At 43.5% G+C, this 17,025-nt stretch carries 16 protein-coding genes; 8 read left to right on the top strand and 8 right to left on the bottom strand.

Going from position 1 to position 17,025, the window contains the following annotated elements:
* Window positions 1–25 precede the first annotated feature (25 nt).
* The gene (locus tag K6Y31_RS02220; protein WP_233051227.1) at window positions 26–1,930 is read left to right on the top strand and encodes a transglycosylase SLT domain-containing protein; all 1,905 of its coding nucleotides are present in this window, start codon (window positions 26–28) and stop codon (window positions 1,928–1,930) included.
* Window positions 1,931–2,178: 248 nt separating this feature from the next.
* Here the strand turns inward: K6Y31_RS02220 and K6Y31_RS22250 are convergent, their stop codons facing one another.
* Window positions 2,179–2,580, bottom strand: a complete 402-nt coding sequence (locus tag K6Y31_RS22250) for a type IV pilin protein (RefSeq protein ID WP_282560137.1) — start codon at window positions 2,578–2,580, stop codon at window positions 2,179–2,181.
* A 211-nt stretch (window positions 2,581–2,791) separates the two neighbouring features.
* Here K6Y31_RS22250 and K6Y31_RS02205 point away from each other — a divergent pair, with 211 nt between their 5' ends.
* The 5 genes from K6Y31_RS02205 (at window position 2,792) to ltaE (ending at window position 7,231) form a co-directional block, all read left to right on the top strand.
* Complete coding sequence (locus tag K6Y31_RS02205; protein ID WP_345790228.1) at window positions 2,792–3,403, top strand: GspH/FimT family pseudopilin; 612 nt, start codon at window positions 2,792–2,794, stop codon at window positions 3,401–3,403.
* 14 nt (window positions 3,404–3,417) lie between these two features.
* Window positions 3,418–4,086, top strand: coding sequence for a prepilin-type N-terminal cleavage/methylation domain-containing protein (locus K6Y31_RS02200; protein ID WP_233051225.1), 669 nt, complete (start codon window positions 3,418–3,420; stop codon window positions 4,084–4,086).
* 86 nt (window positions 4,087–4,172) lie between these two features.
* A complete protein-coding gene (locus K6Y31_RS02195; RefSeq protein ID WP_233051224.1) occupies window positions 4,173–5,684 on the top strand; it encodes a hypothetical protein in 1,512 nt (503 codons plus the stop codon).
* A 20-nt stretch (window positions 5,685–5,704) separates the two neighbouring features.
* Window positions 5,705–6,145, top strand: coding sequence for a type IV pilus modification PilV family protein (locus tag K6Y31_RS02190; protein WP_233051223.1), 441 nt, complete (start codon window positions 5,705–5,707; stop codon window positions 6,143–6,145).
* Between the two features lie 72 nt (window positions 6,146–6,217).
* Complete coding sequence (gene ltaE, locus K6Y31_RS02185; protein ID WP_233051222.1) at window positions 6,218–7,231, top strand: low-specificity L-threonine aldolase; 1,014 nt, start codon at window positions 6,218–6,220, stop codon at window positions 7,229–7,231.
* Between the two features lie 3 nt (window positions 7,232–7,234).
* On the opposite strand, the gene K6Y31_RS02180 is transcribed toward ltaE, so the two are convergent.
* Window positions 7,235–7,573: an MGMT family protein gene (locus K6Y31_RS02180; RefSeq protein WP_232800145.1), complete on the bottom strand. Its 339-nt coding sequence runs from the start codon at window positions 7,571–7,573 to the stop codon at window positions 7,235–7,237.
* Window positions 7,573–8,946 (bottom strand): MATE family efflux transporter, encoded by a 1,374-nt coding sequence (locus K6Y31_RS02175; RefSeq protein ID WP_233051221.1) that lies wholly within the window; start codon window positions 8,944–8,946, stop codon window positions 7,573–7,575. The genes K6Y31_RS02180 and K6Y31_RS02175 overlap by 1 nt, the downstream gene beginning before the upstream one ends.
* Window positions 8,947–9,091: 145 nt before the next feature.
* On the opposite strand from K6Y31_RS02175, the gene K6Y31_RS02170 reads away from it, so the two are divergent.
* Entirely contained in the window at window positions 9,092–9,928 is an 837-nt protein-coding gene (locus K6Y31_RS02170) for a helix-turn-helix domain-containing protein (RefSeq protein WP_233051220.1), read from the top strand.
* A 213-nt stretch (window positions 9,929–10,141) separates the two neighbouring features.
* On the opposite strand, the gene pntB is transcribed toward K6Y31_RS02170, so the two are convergent.
* The 5 genes from pntB to K6Y31_RS02145 form a co-directional block, all read right to left on the bottom strand.
* Entirely contained in the window at window positions 10,142–11,533 is a 1,392-nt protein-coding gene (gene pntB, locus K6Y31_RS02165; RefSeq protein WP_233051219.1) for a Re/Si-specific NAD(P)(+) transhydrogenase subunit beta, read from the bottom strand.
* 10 nt (window positions 11,534–11,543) lie between these two features.
* Window positions 11,544–13,076 (bottom strand): Re/Si-specific NAD(P)(+) transhydrogenase subunit alpha, encoded by a 1,533-nt coding sequence (locus K6Y31_RS02160; protein ID WP_233051218.1) that lies wholly within the window; start codon window positions 13,074–13,076, stop codon window positions 11,544–11,546.
* Window positions 13,077–13,385: 309 nt separating this feature from the next.
* Window positions 13,386–14,909, bottom strand: a complete 1,524-nt coding sequence (locus tag K6Y31_RS02155; RefSeq protein ID WP_233051217.1) for an AmpG family muropeptide MFS transporter — start codon at window positions 14,907–14,909, stop codon at window positions 13,386–13,388.
* A gap of 130 nt (window positions 14,910–15,039) precedes the next feature.
* Window positions 15,040–15,621 (bottom strand): peptidylprolyl isomerase, encoded by a 582-nt coding sequence (locus K6Y31_RS02150; protein WP_233051216.1) that lies wholly within the window; start codon window positions 15,619–15,621, stop codon window positions 15,040–15,042.
* Between the two features lie 3 nt (window positions 15,622–15,624).
* Complete coding sequence (locus K6Y31_RS02145; protein WP_233051215.1) at window positions 15,625–16,197, bottom strand: YajG family lipoprotein; 573 nt, start codon at window positions 16,195–16,197, stop codon at window positions 15,625–15,627.
* A 114-nt stretch (window positions 16,198–16,311) separates the two neighbouring features.
* Between K6Y31_RS02145 and K6Y31_RS02140 the strand changes: the two genes are divergently transcribed.
* Entirely contained in the window at window positions 16,312–16,911 is a 600-nt protein-coding gene (locus K6Y31_RS02140; RefSeq protein ID WP_233051214.1) for an alpha-ketoglutarate-dependent dioxygenase AlkB family protein, read from the top strand.
* The last annotated feature ends 114 nt before the right edge of the window (window positions 16,912–17,025 follow it).

Below are 17,025 nucleotides of genomic sequence, written 5' to 3'. Positions count from 1 at the left end.
TTTTCAGGACATTTAGGAGAGACGATTGCGTATTACATTGGTCAGTTTTTTATTGCTATTTACCAGTTTCAGCCAAGCTAGCTCGCTGTCAGAGCAGCGCAGTTTATACAGTCAAGCATTGGAGGCACAAAAACAAAAAGATTGGGGCAGTGCAGAGCAATTAAGAAAGCAACTTGGTACTGATTACCCACTGGCGCTCTTTTTGGAGTACAACGCATTAAAAAGTCAGCTTAGTTTTCTACCGATAGAAAAGGTGCAACGTTTCAGCCAAGAAAATCAAGATTCTTACTTGGCTAACACCTTAGAGCGGCAATATTTGTTTCGCCTTGCTGCTCACGAGAAGTGGCACAGCTTTCTTAAATTACAGCCACAACAACCAAACAACATAACCTTACAGTGTCATTATTATAATGCTCAGATGCAAGTTGGCGAAAAAACCATTGCTTGGCAGGGAGCAGAGAAACTGTGGTTGTCTGGTCAGTCTCGTCCCGATGCTTGTGACCCACTATTTGCAAGTTGGAAGCAAGCCGGTAAGCTCAGCCAAGATTTAATATTTGAGCGTATGGTACTCGCGTTTAGTGCAAACAAGCCCAAACTAATGGCTTATTTGCAAAAAAGTTTAACCGGCAAGCATCAGGCTTACGGCGAGTTATTAACCAAGGTTTATGCTAATCCTAAACTGCTATTAAACTTTAATGATTATCAGCAAAAGACGACGCCATATATGCAAATAGTGGCAGCGGGTTTAGAGCGTTTAATCGCTAAATCAACGCCAAGCGCTTTAAAGGCATACCGCCACTATGGAAAGCAATTTAACTTTACTCAAGAGCAGCGTAGATCATTAGAGTTAAAGTTAATTCAGTATGTGATGTACCGTGATTTGAGCAAGGCGTTTAAATGGGCCGATAAGCAATTGGCAGGGTGGCAAGATGCAACTGTGATTGAGCAGCGTATTCGTTATGCTCTCGCACAGCAACAATGGTCAACCGCGTTAAAGTGGATTGAATTGCTACCGTCAGCAGATAAAAACCATGAACGCTGGAAATATTGGCAAGCGCGCTTAAATAAAAAAGCAGGTCGTGATAAAGCCGCTAATGTGTTTTTTGCCGAAGTCGCTAAAGAGCGCAGTTATTATGGTTTTATGTCGGCTCAGCAGCTCGGGGTGCCGTATAGCTTAAATATTGAAAAGGTGACGTTAAATAAGGCGTTGTTAACTGAGCAAATGCCAGTATTAGCACGTATTAGTGAGTTACTTTATCATGGCGCTGATAACATCGCTCGCACCGAATGGGGCCATTTAATTAGTCGTCAACCTAAGCCCATCGTTGATCACTTAGGGCAATATGCCCTTGAAAAAGGTTGGTTGCATTTTGCTGTGTTAGCCAGCATTGAAACAAAAAGTTGGGACTTAGTTGAGCAGCGTTTCCCACAAGTGGAAGCGCCAACCTTTAATAAGTTTGCTAAAGAGCGCCAAGTAGACAGCAGCTTCTTGTTTGCCTTGGCGCGTCAGGAAAGTGCTTTTTACGCTCAAGCAAGGTCCCCCGTTGGCGCGCGCGGCTTAATGCAGTTAATGCCCGCAACGGCGAAATATACCGCGAAGAAAATTGGCGTTAAATACGAAGGAGTGGCAAGTCTTTACGATCCTGAAGTGAATGTACGCTTAGGCAGTGCTTATATCAAAGGGTTACTGGATGATTACAATGGTAACCGTATTTTAGCCAGTGCGGCCTATAATGCTGGCCCGAATCGGGTAAAAAGATGGCGTGCCAATAGCCCAGGTTTAGCGGCGGATGTATGGGTTGAAATCATTCCGTTTAGGGAAACCCGCGGCTACGTGCAAAGTGTGCTCGCTTATAACGTGGTTTACCAACATCAGCAGGATAAGCCGATGTCGATGCTAACTAAGCAAGAGTGGCAAACCCAGTTGTAAACATAGTTGTACATACAGTTGGAATGGATACTTTGTGAATAATAAAAAAGGCACTCGATGAGCGCCTTTTTATTGACTAATTAACCCGAGTTCTGGATAAGCAAAATAGTCTATTTCTCCTGCAAAAACGCGATGAATATGTCCCTATACGCTTTGCGTTTTCATCCCTGAAAACGAAATTTTGCTGTAAAAATATACTTTATCCATTCGTAATAGGTTTAAGCAAAACTGAGGTTAATTTTTATTTTTTACCAACAATCAGCATGAGTTTTCGTATCTGATTGATCGAGGGTAAGGGTAGAGCAACTTTGCGAGCCTTCTTTATCATCTGCCTGACTTTTCCCCGTTTTAGCCACCGCTTTCAAAGTGTATGCATGTGCGGTGTTGTCTGCGATACTGAAATCATAGTAATCATTTGCCGCTAACAGGCCTAAATCTGTCATGGAAGCGGCATAGGTTGGGCTGTTAATGCGATACGATTCTTGTTCAAGAGAGGCTTTCATTAAGTAGGCTTGTGCATCCGCGCGCCGCGTTTTTTGTACATAATCTTTGTATGAAGGATACGCAATTGTAGCTAAAATCCCAATAATCGCGACGACTATCATCACCTCCATCAAGGTAAAGCCTGCTTGTTTATGTATTTTTGTCATTTATTTTAATCCTTGTGTTTTGCCACTGCTTTACATGATATGCCGTTTTTATTGTTAATAAAGTCAAATGCATAGATAAGCGCATTAGTATATGCCAATTTGGTATCTGCATCACCTATTGCGACTCTCAAAGAGGCCACTGATTGTGGTCAATTTTTGTCCGTGATAAAATTCACTGGATAAAATTTCGAAGTGTGCTACATCACAATTTATGAGGTCATGGATGATATCAAAGCCAGTTAAGTTTCAGGGCTTTACTTTAATGGAACTATTGATCGCTATTGCGGTGCTCTCTATTTTGTTAAGCATTGGGGTTGGCTCTTATAGCAGCCTGTTTAAGCGTAACGAATTACGGGGAGCCAGTGAGTCGCTGTATTCTTTACTTACCTATGCCAAAAGTGAATCGATTAAGTCAAATACTAACATTGCCGTTAGTTTTACTGATGGCAACAATGGTGAATGGTGCGCTGGGGTCAGAACGGTGACGGTAGCCAAAAACACGTGTGATTGTACGCTTACAGATCCTGACGCTACGGATGCTTGCTCAATTACGGCGAATACTACTCCTCCGGTTAAGCGACTGGTTGTAATCAATGGTGATGAGTTTAAAAAGGTAAATCTCAAAGCCCTGGGTAGTATGACAGATAAAACAATCATTTTTGATAATGTTCGTGGTATGCCTGTTCAGACATCACGAACTCTTGGTCATATAGAAATTGAAACCTTGGATCCAAACAATAAAGTAAGAATAAAGACTAATGTCATGGGCAATGTTTCCACTTGCACCGTTACTGGCTCATCTGATTACAGCGCTTGCAGCTAAGTGGGAGTCGTAGCTTGAGTTTGTTATCTTTGCTACCCAATAAATCAAAACAACGAGGTTTTTCCCTCGTTGAATTGATGATCTCTATGGTATTGGGGTTGGCGGTGGTTGGTATGATGACTTCTCTTTATACCAGCAGTATTGTTAACAACAATAAAATTATTAACCAAGGCAAGCTCAACTTGGAAATGAAAAACTTAATTGAGCTAATGTCGCGTGATATCCGTCGTGCGGGCTATTGGAGTGGGGCGACATCCAGTGCATTGAGTAGTGACTTTAGCAGCAACTTATACAACGGCGCGTCAGCGGCGTTATCGGTTTCACCCGACAAATCCTGTATTACGTTTGCGTATGATATGGATAGTGTTAACCCTGAGGTTACACCTCAAGAATATATAGGTTATAAATTACAACAGGGCAGTGTTTATATTCGTTCCGGCTTCTCCCCTTGTGGTGCTGCAAGTCATTGGACGCAATTAACGAACGATGCCATCTATATCGACAAACTTGTCTTTAATTTAACCAAGATTAATGCCAAAGGCGAAATTGGCACCGTACCATCAGAGGGCCTAAATACACTGATGAGTACCGTGACCATCAACCTGAAAGCGTCACTGCAAAGCGATCGTAAAAAATCGATAGAACTGGATAAAACAGTGCTAGTGCGCAATCAAGGTTACTGAAGGTTTACTCAAATAAAGGGTTTCCAAAGAGAAACTCAGAGTAAATCCATAAATGAAAGCTCATTGAGAAGTACAACGGGAGCTGTATGATCAAACTGTCACCCTCAGGTAAGCAGGAGGGGATGGCGACCTTATTAGTCACTATCCTACTCATGTTAAGTGCTACCGCATTTACCTTTTACACGGCTAAAAACAAGCTGTTCGAAATTCGAGCCTCGGGTAATGATTATCGCTATAAAGAAGCTTATGCTAATGCCGAACTAGGGCTAGATTATGCTGGTACTTGGTTGGCATTTGGCAAGGTCAAGGTTGGCAGCAAAGAGCAGCCTGCAGCAATGTCGTTTTTAAATAAAACCAGTGATGAACCGCTAAAGCTTAATATTGGTTCGAGCACGGATAGCGGAACGCAACAATTCATTGAGTTTTTTGCTTCTAACCAAGTTGAAGTGGTGGTTAAGCAAAGCCCTACTAATCCTAAATTACTGCAAGTTGTGAGTACCGGACGCTCCCGAGATGGTCAAGCGCAAGCAGTTGTCAGTCGAGAATTTTATTTTTCAGGAAACGTTAACAACGGCGGAAACAATATTCCTATTGCGCCGATAACAACCAACACCCAAACATTGCTAGAAGGTTCAGTGCAGGTGGCAAGTAACCCTACTGCTTTTGATGATCAAGAGTTGTCTTATTGGAGTAGCTATAAAGCCATGCAATTAGCAGGTAACTGGTTTAGTTACAGTAGTGATGGTTTTGCCGATCTCTCTAAATTCGAAAATACCTTAGAAGCCGGTGATGCCACATTAGAGAATGAGCTGGGTTGGTACAGCGATGATACCTTAAAGGGTTTTCCCGATAGTCCTGCAAGTGAGGATAGCGCTAAAGTTGTGGAAAGTGCCGAAGTTGTGGAAAGTGCTGAAGTTGTGGAAAGTGCTGAAGTTGTGGAAAGTGCTGAAGTTGTGGAAAGTGCTGAAGGTGATGGTAGCCCTAAAGAAGAGGAGAACTTTGTCAAAGACGATATCTCTTTATCCGACCCGCGTTTTCCCGATAGCCTTAAAGAAGAGTACTTGGGCACCGAAGAGGCTGATTTCGCGATATTAAGAAATGAAGTCGCAGAGCGAGCCGCTGATGGTGAAGAAGGGATTATTTTTGTTCAGCCAAACGATCTCGGTGTGTGTGATGTGCCTGCTGGTGGTCAAGGTGAAAAGATAGTTTGGATTTATGGTGATTGCCCTGTTTATGTTAATGGTGTCAGTGGCGGAGGTTATAGCGGGGGCTCCTTAACCGAAGGGGTTACCGTGATCATTGATGGAAATGCCGATTTTCGCGGCGGAGCGTCAATCAATGGTTTGGTTTACATTGTCAACAGTAATATGGAAACCCAGAATAACGCGGCTATTAATGCCAAGTTTCGTGGTTCAATTACGGTAACAGGTGCCATGGTAATTGATGGTGTAAACCATGGTGTAGTATTGAGTTCTGGTTCAATCGTGGTGAACTATCACGCAGATGTATTGCGCACCTTATCGAGTGTGAATACTAATGCCACGGGTGGGCGTCGCTTTGGCTGGGTGCCTGGTACCTGGCGAGATTTTAACGAGTAAACGGACGTAATCGTTATTTCATGAAACGCAAAGAGCAAGGTTTTAGCTTAGTCGAAATCTTAATCTCCGTGCTGATTATTAGCGTGGCGGTGGTGGCGACGGTTAAATTGCAAAAGCATTTGTTCCTTAAAAGCAGCCAAGCGGAAGCGCGTTTGGTTGCACTTGAGCTTGCGCAAGCGAAAATGGAAGATTTCAAAGACTTTTTGACCGTTGATGATTTTAATGCGATTGCAACAGGCAGTGAAGTGCCACAACACTACGGCATTTTTACTTATGAAGTAAAATGGCAAGTTGAAGAGCTAAAACTGTTGGATGGCGCAACCAACCCTAAGAAAGTCGATATTTCAGTTGCTTGGCAGGGAATAAACCAAACCTCTCATGAAGTGCAATTAAGTGGCTTTTTAAGTCCATTGAGCCACTTTTCATCCGATAATATTTTTAAGGATTTAACTGGCAACTAGCTCCCCGTTTGTTGCATTTCCTCTGATTTTTCTGCTTAATAGTTTTTTCTCTCCGTTATTTATAGGCTCTTAATGTTAGATTTTCGCAGTGATACGGTTACCCAGCCTAGTAATGCTATGCGTCAGGCTATGCTCAGTGCACCTGTTGGTGATGATGTTTATGAAGATGATCCCAGTGTTAATAAGTTACAAGAAATGGCGGCGGAAATGTCAGGGTTTGATGCCGCTTTGTTTACGCCATCAGGCACTCAAGCTAACTTAATTGCATTAATGTCTCATTGTGAAAGAGGCGATGAGTATATTTGTGGTCAACAAGCTCATAACTATATCTATGAGGGCGGCGGTGCTGCAGTGTTGGGGTCGGTGCAAGCCCAACCGATCGAAAACTTAGCCGATGGTAGCTTAGATTTGACTAAGGTGAGAGCTTCGATAAAAAGTGATGATATTCACTTTGTTAAAACTAAATTGATTTCATTAGAAAATACCATCAACGGCAAAGTACTTAGTCATGATTTTATGGCGCAAACCCAAGCCCTCGCATTTGAATATAATCTGCGTATGCACTTAGACGGTGCGCGTGCATTTAATGCCGCTGTGAAGCTTGGTGAGCCTATCAGCAATATTACCCAGTACTTTGATTCAGCTTCAATTTGCCTATCTAAAGGTTTAGGCGCACCGGTTGGCTCATTACTGTTAGGTGATTCGAAGTTTATTAACAAAGCGAAACGTTGGCGTAAAACCTGCGGTGGTGGCATGCGTCAAGCTGGCATGCTGGCCGCAGCGGGAATCTTTGCTTTAGAGCATAATGTGGAGCGCTTAGCTGACGATCATCTTAATGCACGCTATCTGGCTGATGCTCTTGAAAATATCAGTGAACTAGATGTTAATCCTGCTTTAGTACAAACGAATATGGTATTTGTTAAGTCGAAACAAGTCGACTTTCTTGCCTTGGCGGAATATTTAAAGTCACAGGGCATTCTAATTTCACCGGGAAAAGTGTTGCGTTTAGTAACCCATCTTAATGTCGACAAAACCAGCATTGACACTTTAGTAGCTGGCATAAAGGATTTTATTAAGGAAAAGTAAGTTTTAGTGCGTTAGCTGGGTTAGTAAGGCGAATAAATCGGGTTGCCAGTAATGAGCTGGAGAAATGCGCTCTCCTTTAAATGCGACGCCTTCAACTAACAAGCGTTGTTTTTGTTCATGGTACAAGGGTGTATTTTTTGCGATAGCAATTTTGCCTTGGCTCGATACCACTCGGTGCCAAGGCAAGTTCAACTCACTGGGGGCAACTTTTAGCGCTTTACTGACCAAGCGAGCATGTTTTGGTAGCCCTGCCAAATCTGCCACTTGCCCATAAAACGCAACAGAGCCTTCAGGGATAAGTTGAATAACTTGATAAATTTGTTGATATTTTTGTTCTGACATTAACTATCAGCCACTAAATTTTTTAACCATTTTTTCCGATGAACACGAAAAATCATCAACACTGCCTTAACTAACTCTTCCGATAGTGAACATAAATAGACTAAATAAAGTGGCCAGCCCCATACGGTAGCGGCGACAAATGTGAGTGGAATACCAATGCACCACATGCAAAACAAGTCGATAAAAATACTGTAATTTACATCACCACCACTGCGCAGTACGCCCATGATCCCCACCATGTTGAGAACTTTTAGGCTTAAAGCCAGTGCCATGATGATTAATACTCGGATCGCGCTGTCCAGAGTATCTCCTTCAAAGCCACTAAATATGCTGGCAATTTGATCTTTAAACAGCAAAATAACCAATGTCATAAACAAGGCGATAACAGGACTAAAAATAATAAAAACCCAAGATTGCTGCCATGCGTCTTCATATTTGTTGGCACCAAGTTCATGACCAAGCATGGTCGAACAGGCCACTGCAAAACCGATAAATAGAGCAAAAATACTGCCTTCGACAGAGGCGAGCATGCTCATTACGGCAAGCTCATCAACACCAATGCGGGCAAAAATAAAGCTATAAATTAAGACACCAAAGGCCCAAAAGCCATCATGAATTAACAAAGGGATGGCGATTAATGAAAAGCGCTTGGCCTCTTTCACTCTCAGTGCTTGGCGAATATCAATCCAAGTAAAGACGACCATGCGGCGTTTTTTTAGCACGTACAAGATCAAAATAAGCGTTTGGAATAAGCGAGAAATAGTGGTGCCCCACGCACTCCCTTCTACACCTAATTCAGGGAAGCCTAAATGACCAAAAATCAGTACCCAGTTTAAAAAGACGTTAAGTACGATGGCTAATATACCAATGTTAGTCGGTGTTTTAGCATCGCCAACCGCGCGCAATGAAGCCTCAATCGGCACCACAATTGCGGTCAGTAAAATGGTTGCACCGGTAATTTGTAAATAAGTAGAGCCAAGGTGAACAAGGCTAGGCGTATCACTGGCTAGTGTGATAACAGATGTGGGGGCAAAGGTATAAAGAAGTGCAAAAGGTAATGAGATAGCGATAGCACAGATCACCGCTAATACTAAACAGCGCCGGACGCCTGATACTTCGCCTTTGCCAAAGTATTGCGCGGCTAATACGCTCACTCCGCCAGATAAACCAAAAATGATCAACAGGTTGAAAAAAAAGACTCGGTTTCCCAATCCAACTGCAGCCACTTCGGCTTCACCGAGCTGACCAACCATTAAAATGTCGACCAGACCCAGCAGAGAGAAAAGTAATGATTGCAACGAAACCGGCAGTGCCAGTTGCCATAGCTTGCGCAAAAATACTTGATTAGTTGCGGTGGCTATTTTTGCCTTCATCGACTTTCCTCAAGGTTCAACGGGAAACCGAAAAGATTCGATCAGGTGTTGATTTATAAGACCCAGTAACTATAGCGACTTTTGCTAAATGTTAGCATAGTGTAAACTCGCAATATGTTGTTCTAAACTATCATTATTATTTTTTATGGCTAGTTGGCAAGATTGTTGTGAAGCGGCGGATGTCTGCCAAGAGGTGTTTTTTGGCCCAGATGAAGCTAAATACCTACAAGAACAAGGGATTATATTGTGTGGTACCAGTTTGGCCAAAGAACATTTCCTTGTCCGTCGAACTCGGCCTAATTTCCATGTTTTGTTATATAGCATCAAAGGCCAAGGAGCCCTGCTAACCCCTGCGGGTAAAACAATGATAGAAGCAGATACCTTAACCTTACTTCCTGCAGGCAGTATTAGTGGTTTTCAGCTGAATTCTCCACAGTGGCAGACGGCTTGGCTTATCTTGGAAAACAACGAACAGTGGCAAGGATTAGCCAGTGGCGAGCCTGATGTGAGTTATTGCGAGCATGCACAGGCTATTTTCCACGCCATGAATATGTTCTTTTCGGAAGCTAAATTGAGCGGGCATCAGTCAGGTTTAGCGGTTACCTGCCTTGATATGCTACTGCAACTTACCCATAAATCCTTATTTAAACAAGGCCAACAAAGTGGCTTAGAGATAAAGTTACGCCATCTATTTAACCAAGTTGAACAGCAATTACATCACCCTTGGTCAGTGGCCGAATTGGCAGATAAGCTACATTATTCTGAACCGCATTTTTTTAGGCTCTGTTTACAGCATTTAGGCATGAGTCCGAAACAGTATTTATTGCAGTTAAAAATGGCGCGCGCTAAGCATTTGTTAGTTACCCAGCGTTGGGCAGTGGGTCAAGTAGCCTTGGCATTAGGCTATTCCGATGTGGCAAACTTTTCCAATCGCTTTAAAAAACACTTTGGCATGTCGCCCAGTGCAATGAGACAAAGGTAGCCCGCTAAGCTGGTAAAACTCACCGTTACAGGATTCTCCAAGAGTAATTTTAATGCGCTTCATATAAGCACTTATTACGCACTCATTTCGCCAGTTGATTTATCGATTCCTTTTCTGTATCAGACTATTAGATTTACAATGAACGACGGAGCAACCCGATCAAAAAAGCCAGCTCAATGAGCTGGCTTGTTCAATCAATGTAAAGGTTTGGTGTTAAAGCGCGTGTAGAATGTTGTCTACTGAGGCTTTAGCGTCACCAAATAGCATTGAAGAGTTCTCTTTAAAGAACAGTGGGTTTTGTACGCCGGCATAACCAGAAGCCATTGAACGTTTGAAAATGACCACGTTCGTAGCATTCCATACTTCTAGTACAGGCATACCCGCAATCGGTGAGCCAGGCTCTTTTGCTGCAGGGTTTACCGTATCGTTAGCACCAATAACAAGCACTGTATCAGTGTCTGCGAAATCATCATTGATTTCGTCCATTTCTAATACAATGTCGTAAGGCACTTTCGCTTCAGCGAGTAGTACGTTCATGTGGCCTGGTAAACGGCCCGCTACTGGGTGAATACCAAAACGTACATTAACGCCTTTATCACGCAGTTTACGTGTTAGGTCGGCGACAGGATATTGTGCTTGTGCTACTGCCATACCATAACCTGGTACAATCACTACGCTGCGGCTGTTACGTAGCATTTCTGCTACTTCGTCAGCGCTTGCTTCCGTGTGCTCACCGTGCTCTGCATCTGATGCAACGGCGCCGCCTTCTGAGCCAAAACCGCCTAAAATAACGCTAATGAATGAGCGGTTCATTGCCTTACACATGATGTAAGACAGAATGGCACCACTTGAACCCACTAATGCACCGGTAATGATCAGTAAGTCGTTTGAAAGCATAAAGCCTGTGGCCGCTGCTGCCCATCCTGAGTATGAGTTAAGCATCGAAACCACTACTGGCATATCGGCACCGCCGATAGAAGCCACTAAATGCACACCAAAAGCAAAAGCAATTAGCGTCATTAATAGTAGGGCAAACATGCTGCCGTTTTCAGCGTTAACGAACATCATTAGCAATAGTGCACTGCTGCCCAGAGCTGCAATGTTTAACCAGTTTTTCGCTGGTAGGTTTAACGGTGCGCTGCTGAACTTACCACTTAGCTTACCGTAAGCCACGATAGAGCCTGTGAACGTCACGGCACCAATGAAGATACCTAGGAACACTTCCACCAAGTGGATCATGTGCTCGGCGTGGGCATCTGGTCCTGGGATCACTTCTGGTGGTACGATAAACGAGTTAAAGCCGATTAATACCGCAGCCATACCGACGAATGAATGCAATATTGCAATCAGTTCAGGCATTTCGGTCATTTCAACTTTCTTCGCTTTATGTACCCCAATCGCGCCACCAATCACCATCGCGAGGATGATCCAAGCTAGGCCGGATACGCCGTCACTGAATACGGTGGCGAAGATAGCGATAGCCATACCCACGATACCGTACAAGTTACCGCGCTTAGCGGTTTCTTGTTTACTCAAGCCATTCAGGCTGAGGATAAATAAAATAGCGGCTATGATATAAGCGGCCGTCATAATTCCTGCTGACATTGATTATCCCCTAGTCTTTAGTAAACATTTTCAGCATGCGCTGAGTTACGGTGAAACCACCGACTATGTTGATAGTTGCAATCAGTACCCCGATGAAGGCTAAGAAACTGGCAAAGCCATTTTCACTGCCGACTTGCAGTAATGCACCGATTACGATGATGCCTGAAATTGCGTTGGTTACACTCATCAGTGGTGTATGCAGCGAGTGGCTTACATTCCACACCACGCCATAACCGACCACACAGGCAAGTACAAACACAGTAAAGTGAGATAAGAAGCTACTTGGTACACTGTCGGCAATCCAGAAAAACGCTAATGCGCCTAAACCAGCAACAATAGGCTTGATCCAAGGATTCGCCGACTTTTCTTCCACTACGGCGGTAGGCTCAGCGGCGGCAGGTTGCGCAGGTGCTGCGCTTACTTTGATTGCTGGTGGTGGCCAGCTAATTTCGCCTTCTTTAACGACTGTGGTGCCACGTAGCACTTCGTCTTCAAAGTCGATATCGATGTTGCCGTCTTTTTCTTTACATAGCAGCTTCATCAAGTTAACTAGGTTAGTCCCGTATAGTTGACTTGATTGTGTCGGTAAGCGGCCAGGTAGATCGCTGTAACCAACGATTTTAACGCCGTTAACTTCAACCACTTTACCGTTTTCAGTAAAGGCACAGTTACCGCCCGTTTGCGCCGCTAAATCGACAATTACGCTGCCGGTTTTCATCGACATCACCATTTCTTCGGTAATGATCAACGGTGCAGGGCGACCAGGGATAAGTGCGGTTGTAATAATGATGTCAACGTCTTTGGCTTGCTCAGCAATCATCTCCGCTTGGGCTTTTAAGTAGCCTTCACTCATCACTTTTGCATAACCATCAGTGCTTGAGCCGTCTTCTTGATAATCAGGCTTTAGGAACTCAGCACCCATTGATTCAATTTGCTCAGCTACTTCAGGACGCGTATCCGTTGCGCGCACGATTGCACCTAAGCTACCTGCTGCGCCAATGGCGGCAAGACCAGCAACGCCTGCGCCAACCACTAATACTTTCGCTGGTGGCACTTTACCTGCAGCCGTGATTTGACCGGTAAAGAAACGACCAAACTGGTTAGCGGCTTCAATCACAGCGCGGTAACCAGCAATGTTTGCCATCGAACTTAATGCGTCTAACGCTTGTGCGCGAGATATACGAGGTACGGCATCCATGGCGAGCACGTTGATGTTTTTGCTGCTTAGCTTCTTCATCAAGTCTTCGTTCTGTGCCGGCCAAATAAAGCTGATCAAAGTGGCTCCGTCTTTGATGAGATCAATTTCATCAAAAGTTGGCGCGTTTACCTTAAAAATAACGTCTGATTGCCAGATTGCATTGGCATCGGTCGCCAGTGTCGCGCCTGCATCAACATAATCTTGATCATTAAAGCTGGCTTTTTGGCCAGCACTGGCTTCAATAGAAACTGAAAAACCGAGTTTTAGTAGTTGCTCAACCGTTTTTGGCGTTGCAGCAACACGGGTTTCATTTTCTAACAGCTCTTTTGGTACACCTATCTGCATAGTTATTCCCTGAGTTATTAAGTTTTTGCATATTTTACTGATAACAATCTAAGAAGGCTGGATCTGGATCATGATTCAGTGGCTTATCGTTATTTTCAATAAAGGTGTTATTTTACAACATTTCTTAGTCATCCTAGAGAAAATGACCGCTTCAATCCACTATTTAAGCTAAAAAAGGCTTATCTTTTTAGGATAATTACGTCATTTTTATAACTTAACGGTATAAGAAGGTTTACCAAATTTATTTTTTCGGTATAAAAAATAGAGGCTATTCTGCCTCTATGGGTTACCTTCTTGCTGAAATGTTGGCTATTTTAGCTCAGATGTTACTTCTGAGCCGGTCGTTTCCTGATTTGGAGTGGTAGTCGCTTGTTGTAATGTTACGTAACGATTGATGAGTAGGATCAGGATCAATACAGGTATACCGATGGCCGCCGTAGCAATAAAAAAGTGCACATAACCGAATTTATTAACGAACTGACCTGAAAATCCTGCAATAAATTTTGGTAGTAAGGTCATCACCGAGCTAAACAGGGCATATTGGGTCGCTGAAAAAGTCCGATTGGTTAAGCTAGATAGATAAGTGATAAAGGCGGAGATTGCGATACCCCCACTTAAATTATCCAGTGAAATAACCGCAATTAATAAATGAAAGTTAGTAACAATAAATTCCCACGGCTCGGCGCTAAAAAGGGTTAATTGCCCTTGATAAAGCACTTCATCAACCTTGGTCATCGCTAACATGGCAAAGGTTAAGTTGGTGGCTGATGAGAGCAGGGCGCCGAGAAACAAAATTTTCATGGTGCCAAATTTATGGATCAAAATACCACCGAATCCCGCTCCCACTAATGTCATGATCACGCCAAACACTTTAGTGACGGCGGCAATTTGCTCTTTAGTGAACTGCATATCAACATAAAAAGGATTGGCCATAATCCCCATCACAATATCTGAAATACGGTAGGTGGCAACAAGGGCTAAGATCAGTAACGCTTGCCAACGATAGCGCAAGAAGAAATCCGCAAACGGCATAAAGATGGATATTTGTGCCCAAGCGATAACTCGAGCAAACACAGGTAACATGCCGTTAGCGATAAGGTTGCTTTGTATTTCAAGTTGTTCAGCGTTTGACTTTCTTAAGTCCACATCTGGCTCATGGCAAAATAAGCAAGTGATTACGCCAATCAGCATTAAACACATCATAACTAAATAGGATTGCGTCCATGCACCGCGGTGATAGCCCTGCGCGCCATCGGCAAACAAGGCGGCTAAGGTCAAGGCGCCTGCCCCAGCGGCAATCATGGCTAAGCGATATCCTGTTAGATACGAAGCCGACATTGCCGCTTGATATTTTTCCGGTGCGGACTCAATGCGATAGGCATCAATCACAATATCTTGGGTGGCCGAGGCAAAGGCCACCATCACTGCAAAAGCGACAAATAGGCCTAAGTGTTCAAGAGGATCGGTAAAGGCGATACCTGCGATAGCGGCCATGATCAACAATTGTGATAATAGCAGCCAACTGCGACGACGCCCGAGCAGGCTTGATAGAACAGGCAGCGATAAACGGTCGACCATGGGCGCCCAAACCCATTTAAAACCATAAGCAAGGCCCGCCCAGCTGGCAAAGCCAATTAAGGCGCGATCAACGCCAGCCTCTCGTAACCAAAACGACAAGGTGCCAAACACCAGTAAAATAGGCAGCCCTGCAGAAAAACCCAGTAAAAATAAAACGGCGACACGTTTTTCAAAATAGACGCTAATGGCTTGCCACCAGCTTGATTTAGTTATAGCTGAAATTGTCTTGGCCTCGAAACAAGAATGCTTAAGCATTCTGCGAGCCCAAGACAACAAAATCAAGGAATAACACGAGATAAAACGAAGTAGAAACGGTGATGGTATTGCTTAGGGGTAATGTGCCAGTCCAAATCAGGACTGGCTAATTAAACTGAAATATCGTTAATCACTTAGCTTCAATAACTTGAATACTTTTAATCACGACTTGGTTGGTTGGTACGTCACGCGCGCCCGGCATAGCGGCTGTGGTGCCTGTTGCGACATTAGCAATGGCATCAACCACTTCTATACCCGAAGTCACTTTACCAAACACCGCGTAGCCTGCGCCAAAAGCACCTTGGTCTAAGTTAGTGTTGTTGGCGTGGTTAATAAAGAACTGGCGAGTTGCGGAGTCAGGGGCGTTGGTGCGCGCCATCGCGATTGTGCCACGGCTGTTTGATAGACCGTTGCTGGCTTCGTTCTTAATTGGCGCATTAGTCGCTAGGCGTTGATAGTCTTGAGCAAAGCCACCGCCTTGGATCATAAAGCCTGGGATCACGCGGTGAAACAAGCTGTTTTTAAAGGCATCTTGCTTGATGTAAGCCAAAAAGTTGTCGACCGTGATTGGCGCTTTGTCTTGATAAAGCTCAAGTACTATATCGCCTTTACTGGTTTCAATCTTTATCTCTGGGTTTGCAGCTTGTGCTGTTAAGCTAAAACAACTTAACAACATCAACAGTAAAGAGGGAATAAGGTTACGAAGATTCATCAATTAGTCCTTTTTATTAAGTTCTTCAAATAGTTGCTTGTCGCTTAAAATGTCTGATAGTAGGGTTGTGAGTTGATTATTCAACCCTTCCTCCAGCTCCGCGGCTGTTGGATTAAACGCGCCCGTTTTAGTTGAAACGGTTTTATACTGCTTGGTTACTTTACGCGTTGGTTTTTCGATCACCAATGTTAACTGAGTTGTGCTTTGTGCGTCAAAGCTGGTGCCGTTTTTGATTATTTTGGTTTCCATTGCAACAATGTCTAAATGCAGCTTGGTGCTTGAGCTTCCTGTAATAATGACACCTTGCTCGGTCAGCGCTTGACCTAATTTGTCGGCCAGTAAAATGCGCACAGGAACATCGTTATTGACTAAGATAGTGGGTTTTTCATCTTCTTTGATACTCACAATATGCGGTTGAGTACGTAAATCGCTAGAGACTAAGGCTGCCGTGGTGTTGGCAGGGTACTTCACTGTTTGCTCTGCTACTTTGGGCGATAAATGCAGGTTAACCGGTAAAGATGATGAGCAACCGCCAAGTAAAACGAGGCCCAACAAAGGGATTAAAAATGATTTCATAACTGCCTTTAACTGGTAAAGAATTGAGCTCGTGATAATAGCGCATTTACCTTTAAAATCTATCATTTGATTCATTCTGGTTAGGCTTTAGTCGATTTTAAGTAAGAGTATTTTATGACATTATTCAGTGGACATCAGGGTTTAGAGCATATTCAATTGCCTGGTGCTGAACTTTGGTATCAACCTGACTTTTATTCACAAATTCAGGCGGATAATCATCTGTTAGCTTTGCAACAGTTAGCATGGCAGCAATTAAGCATCCGATTGTACGGCAAGGAAGTACTGCAACCTCGTCAACAAGTGTGGTTTGGTGATAAACCTTATACTTATTCGGGGTTAACTTTAACGCCAGCACCATGGACGGCGTTACTGAGCCAGCTAAAGCGCGATGTCGAGCTTACCAGTGGGCATTCATTTAACACGGTATTGGGTAATTTGTATCGCGATGGCAGTGATTATATGGGGTGGCACAGTGATGATGAAGTTGAATTAGGGCCTGATCCCGTTATCGCATCATTAAGTTTTGGTGAAACAAGACGATTTCTATTAAGGCATAAAACAACGGGAGAAAAGCTAGAGCTTGCGTTACCCCATGGTGCTTTACTGATAATGGGAGGTTCAACTCAGCACTATTGGCAGCATCAAGTCGCGAAAACGCAGAAGCCCTGCCGTTTACGTATCAATCTTACTTTTCGTGATGTTTGTATGACCTGAGTTTCTTTAACTTACTTTATTAGACCGTAAATTGATTTGCTTCATGTATTTATCCACGCCTCCTTGCTTCACAATACTTTTATATTAACATCACATAATTGTTAATTTGTTTTC

The organism is Motilimonas cestriensis (assembly GCF_021295315.1).
GTDB lineage: Bacteria > Pseudomonadota > Gammaproteobacteria > Enterobacterales > CBDFNC01 > Motilimonas > Motilimonas cestriensis.
The sequence above is the reverse complement of the archived record's forward strand: the minus strand, read 5'-3'. Positions and strand labels throughout refer to the sequence as shown.